The 14,640-nt window shown below is 51.3% G+C and carries 15 protein-coding genes; 14 read left to right on the top strand and 1 reads right to left on the bottom strand.

Translation table 11 applies throughout. The annotated features are described in order from the left end of the window. The first annotated feature begins 2 nt into the window (after nucleotides 1-2). The 12 genes from HV477_RS23510 (at nucleotide 3) to traG (ending at nucleotide 10,973) form a co-directional block, all read left to right on the top strand. Nucleotides 3-545, top strand: coding sequence for a hypothetical protein (locus HV477_RS23510; RefSeq protein WP_175065440.1), 543 nt, complete (start codon nucleotides 3-5; stop codon nucleotides 543-545). Nucleotides 546-654: 109 nt separating this feature from the next. Then, nucleotides 655-1,236: a hypothetical protein gene (locus HV477_RS28600; RefSeq protein ID WP_254621702.1), complete on the top strand. Its 582-nt coding sequence runs from the start codon at nucleotides 655-657 to the stop codon at nucleotides 1,234-1,236. A gap of 90 nt (nucleotides 1,237-1,326) precedes the next feature. Beyond that, nucleotides 1,327-1,629 (top strand): hypothetical protein, encoded by a 303-nt coding sequence (locus HV477_RS23520; protein ID WP_175065441.1) that lies wholly within the window; start codon nucleotides 1,327-1,329, stop codon nucleotides 1,627-1,629. Next, nucleotides 1,614-2,249 (top strand): type-F conjugative transfer system pilin assembly protein TrbC, encoded by a 636-nt coding sequence (trbC, locus tag HV477_RS23525; RefSeq protein ID WP_175065442.1) that lies wholly within the window; start codon nucleotides 1,614-1,616, stop codon nucleotides 2,247-2,249. Before HV477_RS23520 ends, trbC begins: the two co-directional genes overlap by 16 nt. 173 nt (nucleotides 2,250-2,422) lie before the next feature. After that, complete coding sequence (locus tag HV477_RS23530) at nucleotides 2,423-2,842, top strand: HNH endonuclease (protein WP_175065443.1); 420 nt, start codon at nucleotides 2,423-2,425, stop codon at nucleotides 2,840-2,842. Next, nucleotides 2,839-4,665, top strand: coding sequence for a type-F conjugative transfer system mating-pair stabilization protein TraN (traN, locus tag HV477_RS23535; RefSeq protein ID WP_175065444.1), 1,827 nt, complete (start codon nucleotides 2,839-2,841; stop codon nucleotides 4,663-4,665). The genes HV477_RS23530 and traN overlap by 4 nt, the downstream gene beginning before the upstream one ends. Before the next feature lie 96 nt (nucleotides 4,666-4,761). Then, on the top strand, nucleotides 4,762-4,977 hold the full coding sequence (trbE, locus tag HV477_RS23540; protein WP_175065445.1) for a conjugal transfer protein TrbE: 216 nt from the start codon (nucleotides 4,762-4,764) through the stop codon (nucleotides 4,975-4,977). 12 nt (nucleotides 4,978-4,989) lie between these two features. Beyond that, entirely contained in the window at nucleotides 4,990-5,736 is a 747-nt protein-coding gene (traF, locus tag HV477_RS23545; protein WP_154074302.1) for a type-F conjugative transfer system pilin assembly protein TraF, read from the top strand. A 211-nt stretch (nucleotides 5,737-5,947) separates the two neighbouring features. Next, the gene (gene traQ, locus HV477_RS23550) at nucleotides 5,948-6,241 is read left to right on the top strand and encodes a type-F conjugative transfer system pilin chaperone TraQ (protein ID WP_175065446.1); all 294 of its coding nucleotides are present in this window, start codon (nucleotides 5,948-5,950) and stop codon (nucleotides 6,239-6,241) included. Further along, a complete protein-coding gene (gene trbB / locus HV477_RS23555) occupies nucleotides 6,228-6,785 on the top strand; it encodes a type-F conjugative transfer system pilin assembly thiol-disulfide isomerase TrbB (RefSeq protein ID WP_175065447.1) in 558 nt (185 codons plus the stop codon). The genes traQ and trbB overlap by 14 nt, the downstream gene beginning before the upstream one ends. Further along, complete coding sequence (traH, locus tag HV477_RS23560; RefSeq protein ID WP_175065448.1) at nucleotides 6,775-8,157, top strand: conjugal transfer pilus assembly protein TraH; 1,383 nt, start codon at nucleotides 6,775-6,777, stop codon at nucleotides 8,155-8,157. Before trbB ends, traH begins: the two co-directional genes overlap by 11 nt. After that, nucleotides 8,154-10,973 carry a conjugal transfer mating-pair stabilization protein TraG gene (gene traG / locus HV477_RS23565; protein WP_175065449.1) on the top strand — a complete coding sequence of 940 codons (2,820 nt, stop codon included), beginning with the start codon at nucleotides 8,154-8,156 and terminating at the stop codon, nucleotides 10,971-10,973. The genes traH and traG overlap by 4 nt, the downstream gene beginning before the upstream one ends. A 2-nt stretch (nucleotides 10,974-10,975) precedes the next feature. Here the strand turns inward: traG and HV477_RS23570 are convergent, their stop codons facing one another. Beyond that, nucleotides 10,976-11,287 (bottom strand): heavy metal-binding domain-containing protein, encoded by a 312-nt coding sequence (locus HV477_RS23570; protein ID WP_175065450.1) that lies wholly within the window; start codon nucleotides 11,285-11,287, stop codon nucleotides 10,976-10,978. A gap of 98 nt (nucleotides 11,288-11,385) precedes the next feature. On the opposite strand from HV477_RS23570, the gene traT reads away from it, so the two are divergent. After that, nucleotides 11,386-12,117, top strand: coding sequence for a conjugal transfer complement resistance protein TraT (gene traT, locus HV477_RS23575; RefSeq protein ID WP_154074296.1), 732 nt, complete (start codon nucleotides 11,386-11,388; stop codon nucleotides 12,115-12,117). A gap of 365 nt (nucleotides 12,118-12,482) precedes the next feature. Continuing rightward, on the top strand, nucleotides 12,483-14,639 hold the full coding sequence (gene traD, locus HV477_RS23580; protein WP_175065451.1) for a type IV conjugative transfer system coupling protein TraD: 2,157 nt from the start codon (nucleotides 12,483-12,485) through the stop codon (nucleotides 14,637-14,639). The last annotated feature ends 1 nt before the right edge of the window (nucleotide 14,640 follow it).

Raw genomic sequence — 14,640 nt, forward strand, 5'->3', positions numbered from 1 at the left:
TGATGCGTAAGGATTCTGCGTTTCTGGTATCAACAGTCAGTCAGGTCAGCCAGGCTCTGAAAACCGATCCCTTAAAGCAGCTGGCGTCACTGGATGCACTCTCTGAAGAGACCGAAAAAATATCAGTGCGGCTGCATAAGGGAAAGCGGGTGACTCCTGCACAGATCCGCGGTCTGTGCGCACAATTGTGGTTGGTACGGATGCGCGGGGTACAGGAGTACGGAAGACATTCAGAGATGATGAATACACTGGAAAAGCAGGTTGAGTTACTTGAGCATGTCTGTAACATATTAAAAGAACGGTGGTTTTACCGGGAGTGGACATCCTCAAAAGCTTCCTCCGTCCTGTCAGGAATTCTGATTACTCCTGTATTTCTTGTGCTGTCAGTGGTTGTAAGTATGGGATATCCCCTGCTGCCAGGCATCATTCCTGCGGGATGTTATCTGGGATGTCTTGTCGCCTGCTCATTATGGGCGAAAGATCCAGTGGGACTTTTCTGGACGGTTTACAGTTTTATTCCATTATATATTCTCAGTAATATATAAGTGGACAAAAAGCTTTACGTTTTGTGTATCTGAACAAAGGATATTATGGTCATTTTATATGCCCCGGAATTGATGAAAGCACTGAAAATACGTTTAAAGGGGATGTTACATGCGGGACGATACAGCAGTAAACGATTTTTCTTATATCAAGAAGACCCTTTTTGACGTTTTTCGTCGGATGAGAGAGGGACCGTTCACACGACTGTATGAAAAACCGGTTGTACAACGAGGACTCACGGAGATCCTGTGGATGCTGCATCATCAATATTATCCGTCACCCCATCAGGTGGAATTTATTATTTCTCTGTTACGAGAAGAAAAATTCAGGATTGTGCGGGAAGAGGATTGTCAGTCAGTTCAGGTGGCAGAAATTCAGTCATTAATTGATGATCTGAAAGATATCCGGAAATTCCTGCAGTTAGTCACACAATATGACAGCGATGGTTGTATCATTACCCTGAATACCAGAACTGACCGTGATGATACCAGTCTTTTTCTTTGTGGTGTGATGGTATTTACGCTTTGCGCAGCACAGTTTCTTATGTTTGCTGGTTATTCACCGCTCATCGTTTATCTCTGTGCTGTGTGTATCTTTTTCCCGGCTCCCCTGTTTCTGGAGAAAATGCCATTTATTACCGCCTGTTCAGGGCTGGTCGTTTTCAGCCTGCTCAGCGTCTGTGCCTTGCCATGATATTAATCCGGTGTGATCCGCTCATTGTGTGACGGGACAAAAACATCACTGCGAATTTCTGTAAACCGATGTGTCAAAGAGAGAAAGTTTATGCAATTTATTTATAAGTGGCAGAATTACTCACCCGTGATATGGAGTGTTTCAGTGACGGCAGTGCAGATACTGAATAACAGCGTAAAGCTGTTTCCGTTTGCGCTGATGATGTTTGCACTGATGGCGTTTTATTTTCTTCCGGAACGTATCATCTCTGATGTTGTTAATTCGTGGATGGAAACAGACACGTCCGGAAAAATATCGCTCATTAAACTTTACCTGGAAGCAACATTTATGCTGTCCCTCGTGTCTTCTTCCCTTTTATTTATGTACCGGGGAAAGCGATGCGCAGGAAAATAAAATACCTGACCATTCTGATTATGGTCATAAGCGGGACGGTATGGGCTGCCGGGAGCGTGAATACCACAGAAAACCACCAGTTCCTGAAACAGCAGGAAAATTTAAGCAGGCAGCTGCGTGAAAAACCGGACCATCAGCTGAAAGCCTGGACAGAGCAGCAGGTACAGGCGAATCCCCTGGTACAGTCAGACCGGCGTTTCCTGGATGACCTTTCCCGAAAGCAGCAGACTTCTCAGGCGGATAAACCGGAGCAGGGCGCGGTGTACTTTATCTCGTTTTCCATTCCGGAAGAGGGACTGAAGCGCATGCTGGGCGAAACCCGTCGCTACGGTATTCCGGCCACGCTGCGGGGGATGCGGGATAACGACCTGAAGGCCACGGCAGATGCAGTTCTGTCCCTGGTGAAGGACGGCGTGACCGACGGTGTGCAGATTGACCCGACTCTGTTCACGACATATGGCATCCGCAGCGTACCGGCTCTGGTGGTGTACTGCCGCCAAGGATATGACGTTATCCGGGGCAATCTGCGGGTGAAACAGGCACTGGAGAAAGTGGCCACTGCCGGGGACTGCAGGCAGGTGGCACAGGGGCTGCTGGACGGTGCCGGAGATAAGCAATAATGAGCTTACCTGTCGGTTATTTCCGGGGGACCCGGAAATTCGCGCTGCTTCCGGCTTCAGACGGAAGGTCCCCATTGCTGGTATCACCGGTACTGCCCCGCTCATTGCCTGCAGACTTAAGGACACTGGTCCGCTTACTGAATCCGTAAATCTGTTCCCGTAGGGAGGTATTGATGGCGCTGACAAAAAAGCAGCGGGAAAAACTGCGTATGAAATTCGGCGGTCGCTGTGCTTACTGTGGCTGTGAACTGCCGGAGAAGGGCTGGCATGCCGACCACGTTCAGGCAGTACTCCGCAAATCAGAGCAGTGCATGAAGGCGGCTGAAAAGGGCATTTTCAGGCTGAAAACTACCGGTGAGGTGTTCAGACCAGAAGCTGACTGCCCGGAAAACATCTTCCCGTCCTGTGCGCAGTGCAATTTGCTGAAAACGACATATTCGCTGGAGATGTTCAGAAAACAGGTGTCCCTGCAGGTTGAGCGGGGGCGCCGGAGCAGCGTTAACTTCCGGACGGCAGAGCGTTTTGGGCTGATTAGTGTGGTGAATAAACCGGTTGTTTTCTGGTTTGAGCAATACGAGGGGGAGAATAAATGAAACGTGTGTTACCTCTGTTTCTGCTTCTGGCAGCCGGCCAGGCACAGGCTGACAATAACAGTGATTATCGTGCGGGTTCAGATTTTGCCCATCAGATTAAAGGCCAGGGCACCGGCAGTATCCAGAGTTTTAATCCGCAGGAAAGTATTCCCGGCTATAACGCGAATCCGGATGAAACGAAGTATTACGGTGGCGTGACCGCCGGCGGCGACAGTGGTCTGAAGAATGACGGCACGACGCAGTGGGCCACAGGCGAAACCGGTAAAACCATTACAGAATCGTTCATGAACAAGCCCAAAGATATTCTGTCACCGGATGCGCCGTTTATTCAGACCGGCAGGGATGTGGTGAACCGGGCAGACAGTATTGTCGGCAACACCGGTCAGCAGTGCAGTGCGCAGGAGATCAACCGCAGTGAGTTCACAAACCACACCTGTGAGCGTGACACCACGGTGGAGGAATACTGTACCCGGACGGCCAACATCACCGGCGACTGGAGAGAGACAACGGAGATAAAAACGTACACCCTGACCGCCTTTAGTTTCAGCCGTTCCGGTAAGCAGATCGTTTTCAGCGTGACCGTGCCGGAAGCGGGTACGATAAGCAGTGCCAGCCTGAATGTGACCACACAGAATTATCTGTGGAATTCCCGCGCCGGTTTTATGAATACCACCTTCAACATGACGTGGGGCAGTACCATTACACTGGGTGGCGCGACGGGAATGATGCTGAGTAAAGGCCTGGTTCTGAGCGGGACAAGCTGCAGCGGGAACGGTAGCTGTATCGGGTCGGTGGATGACCGCATTTTTAACGAGCTGACCAGCGGGAGGACGAAGTTCACGCTGACACTGGTGATGCAGGTTAAGGACCGGGAGTGGATACCCCGGGTGGAGTGGGTGGAAAGCTGCCCGTTTAATAAAGCGGATGGCGTGCTGAAAGGCACAGAATGTTCAGAGCCAGGTGGTACGAAGAGCGGGGTGATGGAAGGAAAACCCTGGAGTATCACACAGTCCTGCTGGGCATACCGCGATAAATATGTCACCCAGTCTGCGGATAACGGCACCTGCCAGACGTATGTTGATAATCCGGCCTGTACCCTTGCCGCCCGGCAGTGTGCGTTTTATTCCGGCGAGGGCACCTGCCTGCATGAATACGTCACGTACTCCTGTGAGTCAAAAACCGCCGGGAAGGTCATGATTTGTGGCGGGGATGTGTTCTGCCTCGATGGGGAATGCGATAAGGCGCAGAGCGGAAAGAGTAATGACTTTGGCGAGGCGGTATCGCAACTGGCGGCGCTGGCGGCGGCAGGTAAAGATGTCGCGGCCCTGAACGGCATTGACGTCCGGGCATTCACCGGCCAGGCGAAATTCTGTAAGAAGGCCGCAGCCGGGTACAGCAACTGCTGTAAGGACAGCGGCTGGGGGCAGGATATCGGGCTGGCGAAATGCAGTAGTGACGAAAAAGCTCTGGCCAAAGCAAAATCAAACAAACTGACCGTTAGTGTCGGGGAGTTCTGTTCGAAAAAGGTCCTGGGTGTCTGTCTGGAGAAGAAACGCAGCTACTGCCAGTTTGATTCGAAACTGGCGCAGATAGTGCAGCAGCAGGGGCGTAACGGCCAGCTGCATATCAGTTTCGGCAGTTCAAAACATCCTGACTGCCGGGGTATCACCGTGGACGAACTGCAGCAGATTAAATTCGACCAGCTGGACTTCACGAACTTCTACGAAGACCTGATGAATAACCAGAAAATCCCGGACAGTGGTGCGCTGACGGAGAAGGTGAAAGAACAAATCGCTGACCAGCTGAAACAGGTCGGGAAATAAGGAGGCCATGATGAAACCAGACAGTGAACGGGAAAAACTGAAACAGTCAGCCTGTGAGAGTGCGTGCCAGATGTATAACAGTTAATAAGGAACCTGATGAAGATGACAGCTTTTTTGGTTCGACTGGTGTTAACGCTTATTGTGGCATCCCCGGTAGTCTACTGGTCGTGGGATGTGGTAAGTACAACCACAGCGGAAGATATCATGCTGTCGGCGATCATTATTGTCGCTTATGGCGTGATGGTCACGTTGCTGTACTGTTTCGTGAGTGCACTGACTAAACTGCTGCATCATGATAATAAATCCAGCTGAAGGGGGCGTCTGATGCGAAAAATACAGGCCGCATGGCTGGCGTTTTTACTCTGTGGTCACATGACGGTATACGGGAAAGATGCCGGCTGGCAGTGGTATAACGAAAAAGTCAGTCCACAGGAGACGGAGAATAAACCTGCTGCTGTACCACATCAGGAGCCGGATATTATGCAGAAATTATCTGCGCTGCAGACCGCAACAAAGCGGGCGCTTTATGAAGCCATTCTGTATCCCGGCGTGGATAATTTTGTGAAATATTTCCGGCTGCAGAATTACTGGACGCAGCAGGCGGGGCTTTTCAGCATGAGCGCCAAAAAAGCCATGCTGGCGCATCCGGAACTGGACTATAACCTGCAGTACAGCCACTACAACGGCACGGTACGTAACCAGCTGGCCGCAGACCAGGCTCAACAACGGCAGGCCATATCAAAGCTGGCTGAACACTACGGTATCATGTTCTTTTACCGCGGGCAGGACCCCATTGACGGCCAGCTGGCGCAGGTGATTAATGGCTTCCGTGCCACTTACGGTCTGAGCGTTATCCCGGTGACCGTGGACGGGGTGATTAACCCGATGCTGCCGGATACGCGTCCTGACCAGGGGCAGGCGCAGCGTCTTGGCGTGAAATATTTCCCGGCCATGATGCTGGTAGACCCGAAACAGGGCAGTGTCCGTCCGTTGTCATACGGGTTTATTACGCAGGACGACCTGGCAAAACAGTTCCTGAATGTGTCAGAAGATTTTAAGCCGAATTTCTGAGGTAATATCAGGGGATGGTATTATTACTCGCTCTCAGGTAAATAATGCAGATAAAGCGGCTGTCTTTATGTCATTTATTTTTAATTCAGATAAATAATTTCCCTCGGTTAAAAAGTTTATTCATGGCGGCGTTTTTTAGCTGATGAATATTCTGTTCTCTGATAATAAATCAGGAATCGCATATATTAAATAACAATGGAGTGACTCCACTGTGCGTAAATATAAATTATCGCTTCCTTTACCGGATATTACGGGAGTATGGATTTTTTCCCTGGGCGTCTGGTTTCACATTGTCGGGCGGCTGGTTTACCGCAGTCCCCGGATGGCGTTTTTCCTCGCAGAACTGATTGCCGTCATTCTGGTGCTGGCCGGCGCTTATCAGGTACTCGATGCCTGGATAGCCCGCGTCAGCCGGGAAGAGCGGGAAGCGCTGGAAGCTCGTCAGGCCGCCATTCTGGCCGCAGAAAAAGAGGATGACGGGGATGAACCACATGTCTCTCAGTAAAACTCTGCTGTTTATGTTGTTCCTGGTGGGAGCGGGTGCTGATGCTTCCACGCGGGAAGAGATTGAACGACTGTATAACCCGCACGGGATGGCCACACAGTCCGTACAGCCTGAGCAGGAACTGCCTGCAGATAAACAGGGCCTGCAGAAGGTAACGCCGGTGCCCCGGTGGTTTCGTCTCAGCAACGGTAAAACGGTTAACCTCGCCAACTGGAAAGTGGTGTTGTTCATGCAAAGAAGCTGCCCCTGGTGCCACCAGTTTGACCCGGTACTGAAACAGGTGGCGCAGCAGTATGGATTTTCGGTATTCCCTTACACCCTGGACGGCCAGGGGGATGCCGCGTTTCCGGAGGCGCTGCCGGCACCGCCGGAAGTGATGCAGACCTTCTTCCCCAACATTCCCGTCGCCACCCCGACAACATTTCTGGTTAACGTGAACACACTTGAAGCATTACCTCTTCTGCAGGGGGCCACCGACGCCGCCGGTTTTATGGCCCGGGTGGATACCGTTCTGCAGATGTACGGAGAAAAACATGCAGGGTAAAACGCGAATTAAACCGCTTTTCATATTATGTGCGGCGTTGCTGACCGTCGCCCCCGCCGTCTCTGCCGATGTGAACAGCGACATGAACCAGTTCTTCAATAAGCTGGGCTTTGCTTCCAATACCACACAGCCCTCCGTCTGGCAGGGACAGGCGGCAGGATATGCCTCCGGCGGTTCTTTATACGCCAGAACACAGGTAAAAAATGTCCAGCTGGTCTCCATGACCCTGCCGGATATCAATGCCGGTTGCGGGGGCATCGATGCCTATCTCGGCTCATTCAGTTTCATTAACGGCGAGCAGCTGCAGCGTTTTGTGAAGCAGATTATGAGTAACGCCGCAGGGTACTTTTTTGACCTTGCGCTGCAGACGACGGTACCGGAAATCAAAACGGCAAAGGATTTTCTGCAGAAAATGGCCTCCGACATTAACAGCATGAACCTCAGCTCCTGCCAGGCGGCACAGGGGATTGTCGGGGGGCTTTTTCCCCGGACCCAGGTTTCCCAACAGAAGGTCTGCCAGGACATTGCCGGTGAGAGCAACATCTTTGCCGACTGGGCGGCGTCCCGGCAGGGATGTACTGTGGGCGGGCAATCCGACAGCGTCAGGGATAAAGCCAGTGACAGGGATAAGGAGCGGGTGACCAAAAATATCAACATCATGTGGAATGCGTTGTCCAGAAACAGGATGTTTGACGGCAACAAAGAGCTGAAAGAGTTCGTGATGACGCTGACCGGTTCACTGGTTTTTGGACCCAACGGCGAAATCACGCCCCTGCCTGCCAGAACCACCGACCGGGCTATTATCCGGGCATTAATGGAAGGCGGAACGGCGAAGATATACCACTGCAATGATTCGGATAAATGCCTGAAGGTGGTGGCCGACACGCCGGTAACCATCAGCCGTGACAACGCGCTCAAATCACAGATTACGAAGCTGCTGACCAGTATTCAGAACAAAGCTGTCAGCGACACTCCCCTGGATAATAAGGAAAAAGGCTTCATCTCCAGCACCACCATCCCGGTCTTCAGATACCTGGTTGACCCGCAGATGCTCGGCGTGTCAACCAGCATGATTTATCAACTGACGGATTATATCGGGTACGACATCCTGCTGCAGTATATCCAGGAGCTGATCCAGCAGGCCAGGGCGATGGTGGCCACGGGTAATTATGACGAGGCGGTTATTGAACACATCACCGACAACATGAATGACGCGACCCGGCAGATAGCGTCCTTCCAGGCGCAGGTCCAGGTACAGCAGGATGCGCTGCTGGTTGTTGACCGCCAGATGAGCTACATGCGCCAGCAGCTTTCATCCCGCATGCTCAGTCGCTACCAGACCAACTATCATTTTGGCGGAGGTGCGCGGTGAACGAAGTCTATGTGATTGCAGGCGGAGAATGGCTGCGTAATAACCTGAACGCCATTGCGGCCTTCATGAGCACCCGGACGTGGGACTCCATTGAAAAAATTGCGCTGACCCTGTCTGTTCTCGCGGTGGCCGTTATGTGGGTACAGCGGCATAACGTGATGGACCTGCTGGGCTGGGTGGCGCTTTTTGTGCTGATATCACTTCTGGTGACCACACGGACATCGGTACAAATTATTGATAACAGCGACCTGGTGAGGGTGTACCGGGTGGATAATGTGCCGGTCGGACTGGCTCTTCCTCTTTCGCTGACAACCCGGATCGGGCATGCGATGGTGGCCGGTTATGAGATGATTTTTGCCCAGCCTGACAGTGTCACCTACAGTAAAACCGGCATGCTGTCCGGCGCAGGACTGGTGACGAAAAGTACCGACTTTCTGTCACGTAATCCGGAAATTACCGGCCTTTTTCAGGATTATGTCCAGAACTGTGTGATGGGAGATATTTACCTCAATCACAAATATTCCCTGGAAGAACTGATGGAATCCGGTGATCCCTATACGCTGATTTTTTCAAATCCCAGTCCATTACGGGGTGTCTTTGACAAAAATAATCATTTTCTCACCTGTAAGGATGCGTCGGTCACGCTGAAAGACAAGCTGAATCTGGATACGCAGAACGGGGGAAAAACCTGGCATTATTATGTGCAGCAGTTATTTGGTGGACGTCCGGACCCGAACCTGCTGTTCAGCACGATGCTCGGGGACAGCTACAGCTATTTCTACGGCTCCAGCCAGTCAGCCAGCCAGATTATCCGCCAGAACGTCACGATTAACGCCTTAAGGGATGGTATAACCAGTTATGCCGCCCGGAGTGGTGATACGGCCAGCCTGATGAACCTGGCCACCACATCTTCACTGGAAAAACAGCGTCTGGCGCATGCCTCCATCGGGCAGGTTGCAATGCGTACCCTGCCGATGGTACAGACTATTCTGCTGGGGATAGCCATCGGGATTTTCCCCCTGCTGGTGCTGGCCGCTGTCTTTAATAAGCTGACGCTGTCGGTACTGAAAGGGTATGTGTTTGCGCTGATGTGGCTGCAGAGCTGGCCGTTATTGTATGCCATTCTGAACAGCGCCATGACCTTTTATGCCAGGCAGAACGGTGTGCCGGTGGTGCTGTCTGAAATGTCACAGATACAACTGAAATACTCCGATCTGGCCACGACGGCAGGGTATATCTCGATGATGATCCCGCCGTTGTCGTGGGCGATGGTAAAAGGTCTGGGCGCTGGATTTTCCAGCGTGTACAGTCACTTTGCGTCTTCGTCCATCAGCCCGACGGCCAGTGCGGCAGGCAGTGTGGTGGATGGCAATTATTCCTACGGCAACATGCAGACGGAGAACGTCAATGGCTTCAGCTGGAGCACCAACAGTACCACGTCATTTGGTCAGATGACGTACCAGACAGGCAGTGGTGCAACCACCACGCAGACCCGGGACGGCAATATGGTGATGGATTCAAGTGGGGCGATGTCCCGTTTACCGGTTGGCATTAATGCTACTCGTCAGATTGCGGCAGCACAGCAGGAGATGGCCCGCGAAGCTACGAATAAAGCTGAAAGTGCCCTGCATGGTTTCAGCAGCAGTATTGCCAGTGCCTGGAATACGCTCAGTCAGTTCGGGACGAACCGGGGCAGCAGCGACTCCGTGACCAGTGGTGCTGACAGCACCATGAGCGCGCAGGATTCCATGATGGCCAGCCGGATGCGCAGCGCAGTGGAAAGCTATGCGAAGGCACATAACATCAGTAATGAGCAGGCGACAAGAGAGCTGGCGTCCAGAAGCACGAGGGCATCTACAGGGATGTATGGTGATGCCTATGCTAAGGGGCACTTAGGTCTCAGTATGCTAGGAACTGGCGGTGGTGTAGGCTTCCAGGCCGGAGTTAAAGCGAGTGTTGATGGTAGTGATGATGACTCTCATGAGGCCAGTAGTGGTTCGCGAGCCAGCCATGACGCCCGTCATGATATCTATGCAAAAGCCAGCAGAGACTTTAAGGAAGCCAGTGATTACTTCACAAGCCGTAAGGTGAGTGAGTCCGGGAGCCATACGGACAATAATGCTGACTCCCGTGTGGAACATTTGTCTGCAGCCCTGAACTCAGCGAAACAGAGTTATGACCAGTACACGACAAATCTCACCCGTAGCCATGAGTATGCTGAGATGGCATCCCGTACAGAAAGCATGAGCGGACAGATGAGCGAAGATTTGTCACAGCAGTTTGCGCAGTATGTTATGAAGCGGGCCCCGCAGGATGCGGAAGCCATTCTGACAAATACCAGTTCACCGGAGGTGGCAGAACGACGTCGGGCAATGGCCTGGGCCTTTGTTCAGGAGCAGGTACAACCTGGTGTGGATAATGCCTGGGGTGAAGCCCGTGGTGATATTGGCAGTGGTATGGGCACAGTATCCGGTGGTGGTAATAAACAGGATGTGATAGCCGATCATCAGGCCCATCAGGCAATAGTGGAGCAACGGACACAGGATAGTAATATCAGTAATGATGTAAAACATCAGGTTGATAATATGGTCACAGACTATCGTTCCGATATCAGTAATACTCAGGAAAGTATTCATGGAGAAGAAAAGACAGTCAGCCAGCAGTATTCTGACCTACAGAAAGGGCATAAAACAGAAGCTCTTTCACAGAATAATAAATATAATGAGGAAAAGGCGGCACAGGCAAGGATACCTGGTGCGGACAGTCCGGAGGAACTGCTGAAAAAAGCTCAGGAATATCAGGATAAGAACAATTGATGTTATATATCATCCAGCAGTACAGCATCACCAGTCGCTATTAGGTAACTTGTGACAAAAGCTGCTCCGTTTCTTTGGTATGAACCTGAAGAATAACGAAAATTTATTATTGCATTAGCCCCCATGTTGGTAGCTTCAGATAACAATGCAGAAAGCAGTTCATCATCCTCGTTGTGATATTTAGCAGAAATCTCTGCTGTGGTGGCTTTTATTAGACCAAAGTTTTTCACAATCTTCATTTGTAGAGGAATGGAAGTAAAAATCTGATTGTGGGCAGTAATGCTGATATCCAGTTTTCGATCAAATAATCCCATATTTGTACCCTGCATATTTTGTTGTAGAAAATGATAACTACGTACTTTATTATACAATACTTCAAATGTGTAGGTAAAAGGATAATAAGGAAATCCTGATGAAAATGAAAAAAATAATGATAGTTACACTGGTCAGTTCCACTCTGGCCCTGTCAGGGTGTGGTGCGATGAGCACAGCAATCAAAAAGCGTAATCTTGAAGTGAAAACCCAGATGAGCCAGACCATCTGGCTTGACCCGTCCAGTGAACGGACGGTGTATCTGCAGGTGAAAAACACCTCCGATAAGGATATGAGTGACCTGCAAAGCCTGATCGCAAAAGATATTCAGGCGAAAGGCTATACCGTAGTGAACTCGCCGGATAAGGCATACTACTGGATTCAGGCTAATGTGCTGAAAGCCGACAAGATGGATTTACGGGAATCTCAGGGATGGCTGAGCCGGGGATATGAAGGGGCTGCTGTAGGGGCTGCGCTCGGGTCCGGTATTACGGCCTACAATTCTAATTCCGCCGGCGCAACGCTGGGTGTGGGACTGGCCGCCGGGCTGGCGGGTATGGCTGCCGATGCACTGGTTGAGGATGTCAACTACACCATGATTACGGATGTGCAGATTGCCGAACGTACCAAAGCGACGGTCACAACCGATAATGTTGCCGCGCTTCGTCAGGGAACCTCGGGTGCAAAAATCCAGACCAGTACTGAAACCGGTAACCAGCATAAATACCAGACCCGTGTGGTATCTAATGCGAATAAGGTTAACCTGAAGTTTGAAGAGGCGAAACCTGTTCTGGAAGAACAGCTGGCCAAATCAATCGCAAATATTCTCTGATCTTCTTCAGGAGGCTGGGCTGACTGGCCTCCTGGCTGACGCCTCGCGTTGCTCGTTGTCCAGGGGCGGAAAGTAACAAAATAAATTTTGTCACTTCCCGGCGTTTCCGAAATAAATATGAAAACACTGAGCGGTTGTGCAAATTCTTTGTGCGATCGTGAAGTGTTGCCGGCGCAGCCGATGCTCCATGTCCGTAATTGAAATCCTTAATCATATGTTTCCCGACAATCCGTTCGCCTGGCTGTTTGCTGTACTGGTCATTAATATTATGGTTCTCTGTTTGTTGCGAAAGCGGAAGTAACACGCCGTAGCCTGTTTAATTCTGTTTCCCGTCCCGACTGATTCTCTTTCTCAGGAATGATATCATGAGCTTTACCGCAAAGGATATGACCCAGGGCGGTCAGATTGCGTCCATGCGTATCCGCATGTTCAGCCAGATCGCCAATATTATTTTCTACTGTCTGTTTATTTTCTTCTGGATACTCGTTGGTCTGGTTTTATGGATAAAAATAAGCTGGCAGACGTTTGTGAATGGCTGTATTTACTGGTGGTGTACCACGCTGGAAGGCATGCGGGATTTAATAAAGTCCCAGCCGGTATATGAGATCCAGTATTACGGTAAAACCTTCCGGATGAATGCTGCTCAGGTGCTGCATGATAAATATATGATCTGGTGCGGTGAGCAGTTATGGTCCGCATTCGTTCTGGCTGCTGTTGTGGCACTGGTTATTTGCCTGATCACCTTCTTTATTGTCTCCTGGATTCTGGGGCGTCAGGGAAAACAGCAGAGTGAGGATGATGTTACCGGAGGTCGACAGCTTACCGACAATCCGAAAGACGTTGCCAGGATGCTGAGAAAAGACGGAAAAGCGTCCGATATCCTGATTGGCGATTTGCCAATCATTAAGGATTCAGAGATTCAGAACTTTTTGCTCCACGGGACAGTCAGTACCGGTAAGTCTGAAATCATTCGCCGGCTGGCTAACTATGCCCGTCAGCGCGGCGACATGGTGGTGATGTACGATCGTTCCTGTGAGTTTGTCAAAAGCTACTACGACCCGTCCATCGATAAAATTCTCAACCCCTGTGACGCGCGGTGTGCCGCATGGGATTTATGGCGGGAATGCCTCACCCTGCCGGACTTTGATAATGCGGCGAATACTCTTATCCCGATGGGCACGAAGGAAGATCCTTTCTGGCAGGGCTCCGGACGAACCATTTTTGCGGAAGCGGCATACCTGATGCGTAATGACAGCGACCGTAGTTACAGCAAACTGGTTGACACGCTGCTTTCCATCAAAATTGAAAAACTGCGTACCTATCTGCGTAACTCTCCGGCAGCTAACCTGGTGGAAGAAAAAATCGAGAAGACGGCCATCTCCATCCGGGCCGTGCTGACCAACTATGTTAAAGCTGTTCGTTATCTGCAGGGCATTGAACGTAACGGTGAACCGTTCACCATCCGTGACTGGATGCGCGGCGTCCGGGAGGATCAAAAAAACGGCTGGCTGTTCATTTCTTCAAACGCTGACACGCATGCATCCCTGAAGCCGGTGATCTCCATGTGGCTGTCCATTGCCATCCGTGGGCTGCTGGCGATGGGAGAGAACCGTAACCGTCGGGTGTGGTTCTTCTGTGACGAGATCCCGACGCTGCACAAGCTGCCCGACCTGGTTGAAATTGTCCCGGAGGCCCGTAAATTCGGGGGCTGCTATGTCTTTGGGATTCAGTCCAGTACACAGATGGAGGATATCTATGGTGAGAAAGCGGCGGCAACCCTGCTGGATGTGATGAACACAAGGGCCTTCTTCCGCTCACCCAGCTATAAGATTGCCGACTATGTCGCTCATGAGATTGGTGAAAAAGAGATCCTGAAAGCCAGTGAGCAGTATTCCTATGGTGCCGATCCTGTTCGTGACGGGGTGTCGACCGGTAAGGAGATGGAGCGTGTCACACTGGTCAGCTACTCCGATATTCAGTCACTGCCCGACCTGACCTGTTATGTCACGCTGCCCGGACCCTATCCGGCAGTGAAGCTGGCCCTGAAATACCAGGAACGTCCCAAAGTGGCACCGGAATTTATTCCCCGGGAAATGAATCCGGAGGCGGAAGCCCGTCTGAGCGCCGTTCTGGCCGCCAGGGAAGCCGAGGGACGTCAGATGGCCAGTCTGTTTGAACCGGATAAAGAAGCGGTTACGTCGGCAGTAACAGAAGCACAGGCTGAACAGCCGCAACAGCCTGCGCACGCCAGTGGTAAAAAAACGTCGTCAGATACTTCATCTTCAGGCCATTCGCCAGTGGGGGGGATTTCTCCCGAACTGGAGACAAAAGCTGAAGAGGCAGACCCGCTTCCTCCGGGGATCGATGAGTCCGGTGAGGTGATGGATATGGCCGCTTATGAGGCCTGGCAGGCAGAGCAGGAAGTGAATGTCCAGCAGCAGATGCAACGGCGGGAGGAAGTGAATATCAACGTTCACCGTGCGCGCACAGAGGATGAACCGGAACCGGGAGATGATTTCTGAT

The organism is Salmonella sp. SG203, assembly GCF_013350575.1.
GTDB classification, from domain to species: Bacteria; Pseudomonadota; Gammaproteobacteria; order Enterobacterales; family Enterobacteriaceae; genus Salmonella; species Salmonella enterica.

Excerpts from the sequence above, each read along its gene's own strand:
- HV477_RS23510 (WP_175065440.1), top strand. The coding sequence starts at position 3 with ATGCGTAAGGATTCTGCGTTTCTGGTATCAACAGTCAGTCAGGTCAGC.
- HV477_RS28600 (WP_254621702.1), top strand. The coding sequence starts at position 655 with ATGCGGGACGATACAGCAGTAAACGATTTTTCTTATATCAAGAAGACC.
- HV477_RS23520 (WP_175065441.1), top strand. The coding sequence starts at position 1,327 with ATGCAATTTATTTATAAGTGGCAGAATTACTCACCCGTGATATGGAGT.
- trbC (WP_175065442.1), top strand. The coding sequence starts at position 1,614 with ATGCGCAGGAAAATAAAATACCTGACCATTCTGATTATGGTCATAAGC.
- HV477_RS23530 (WP_175065443.1), top strand. The coding sequence starts at position 2,423 with ATGGCGCTGACAAAAAAGCAGCGGGAAAAACTGCGTATGAAATTCGGC.
- traN (WP_175065444.1), top strand. The coding sequence starts at position 2,839 with ATGAAACGTGTGTTACCTCTGTTTCTGCTTCTGGCAGCCGGCCAGGCA.
- trbE (WP_175065445.1), top strand. The coding sequence starts at position 4,762 with ATGAAGATGACAGCTTTTTTGGTTCGACTGGTGTTAACGCTTATTGTG.
- traF (WP_154074302.1), top strand. The coding sequence starts at position 4,990 with ATGCGAAAAATACAGGCCGCATGGCTGGCGTTTTTACTCTGTGGTCAC.
- trbB (WP_175065447.1), top strand. The coding sequence starts at position 6,228 with ATGTCTCTCAGTAAAACTCTGCTGTTTATGTTGTTCCTGGTGGGAGCG.
- traH (WP_175065448.1), top strand. The coding sequence starts at position 6,775 with ATGCAGGGTAAAACGCGAATTAAACCGCTTTTCATATTATGTGCGGCG.
- HV477_RS23570 (WP_175065450.1), bottom strand. The coding sequence starts at position 11,287 with ATGGGATTATTTGATCGAAAACTGGATATCAGCATTACTGCCCACAAT.
- traT (WP_154074296.1), top strand. The coding sequence starts at position 11,386 with ATGAAAATGAAAAAAATAATGATAGTTACACTGGTCAGTTCCACTCTG.
- traD (WP_175065451.1), top strand. The coding sequence starts at position 12,483 with ATGAGCTTTACCGCAAAGGATATGACCCAGGGCGGTCAGATTGCGTCC.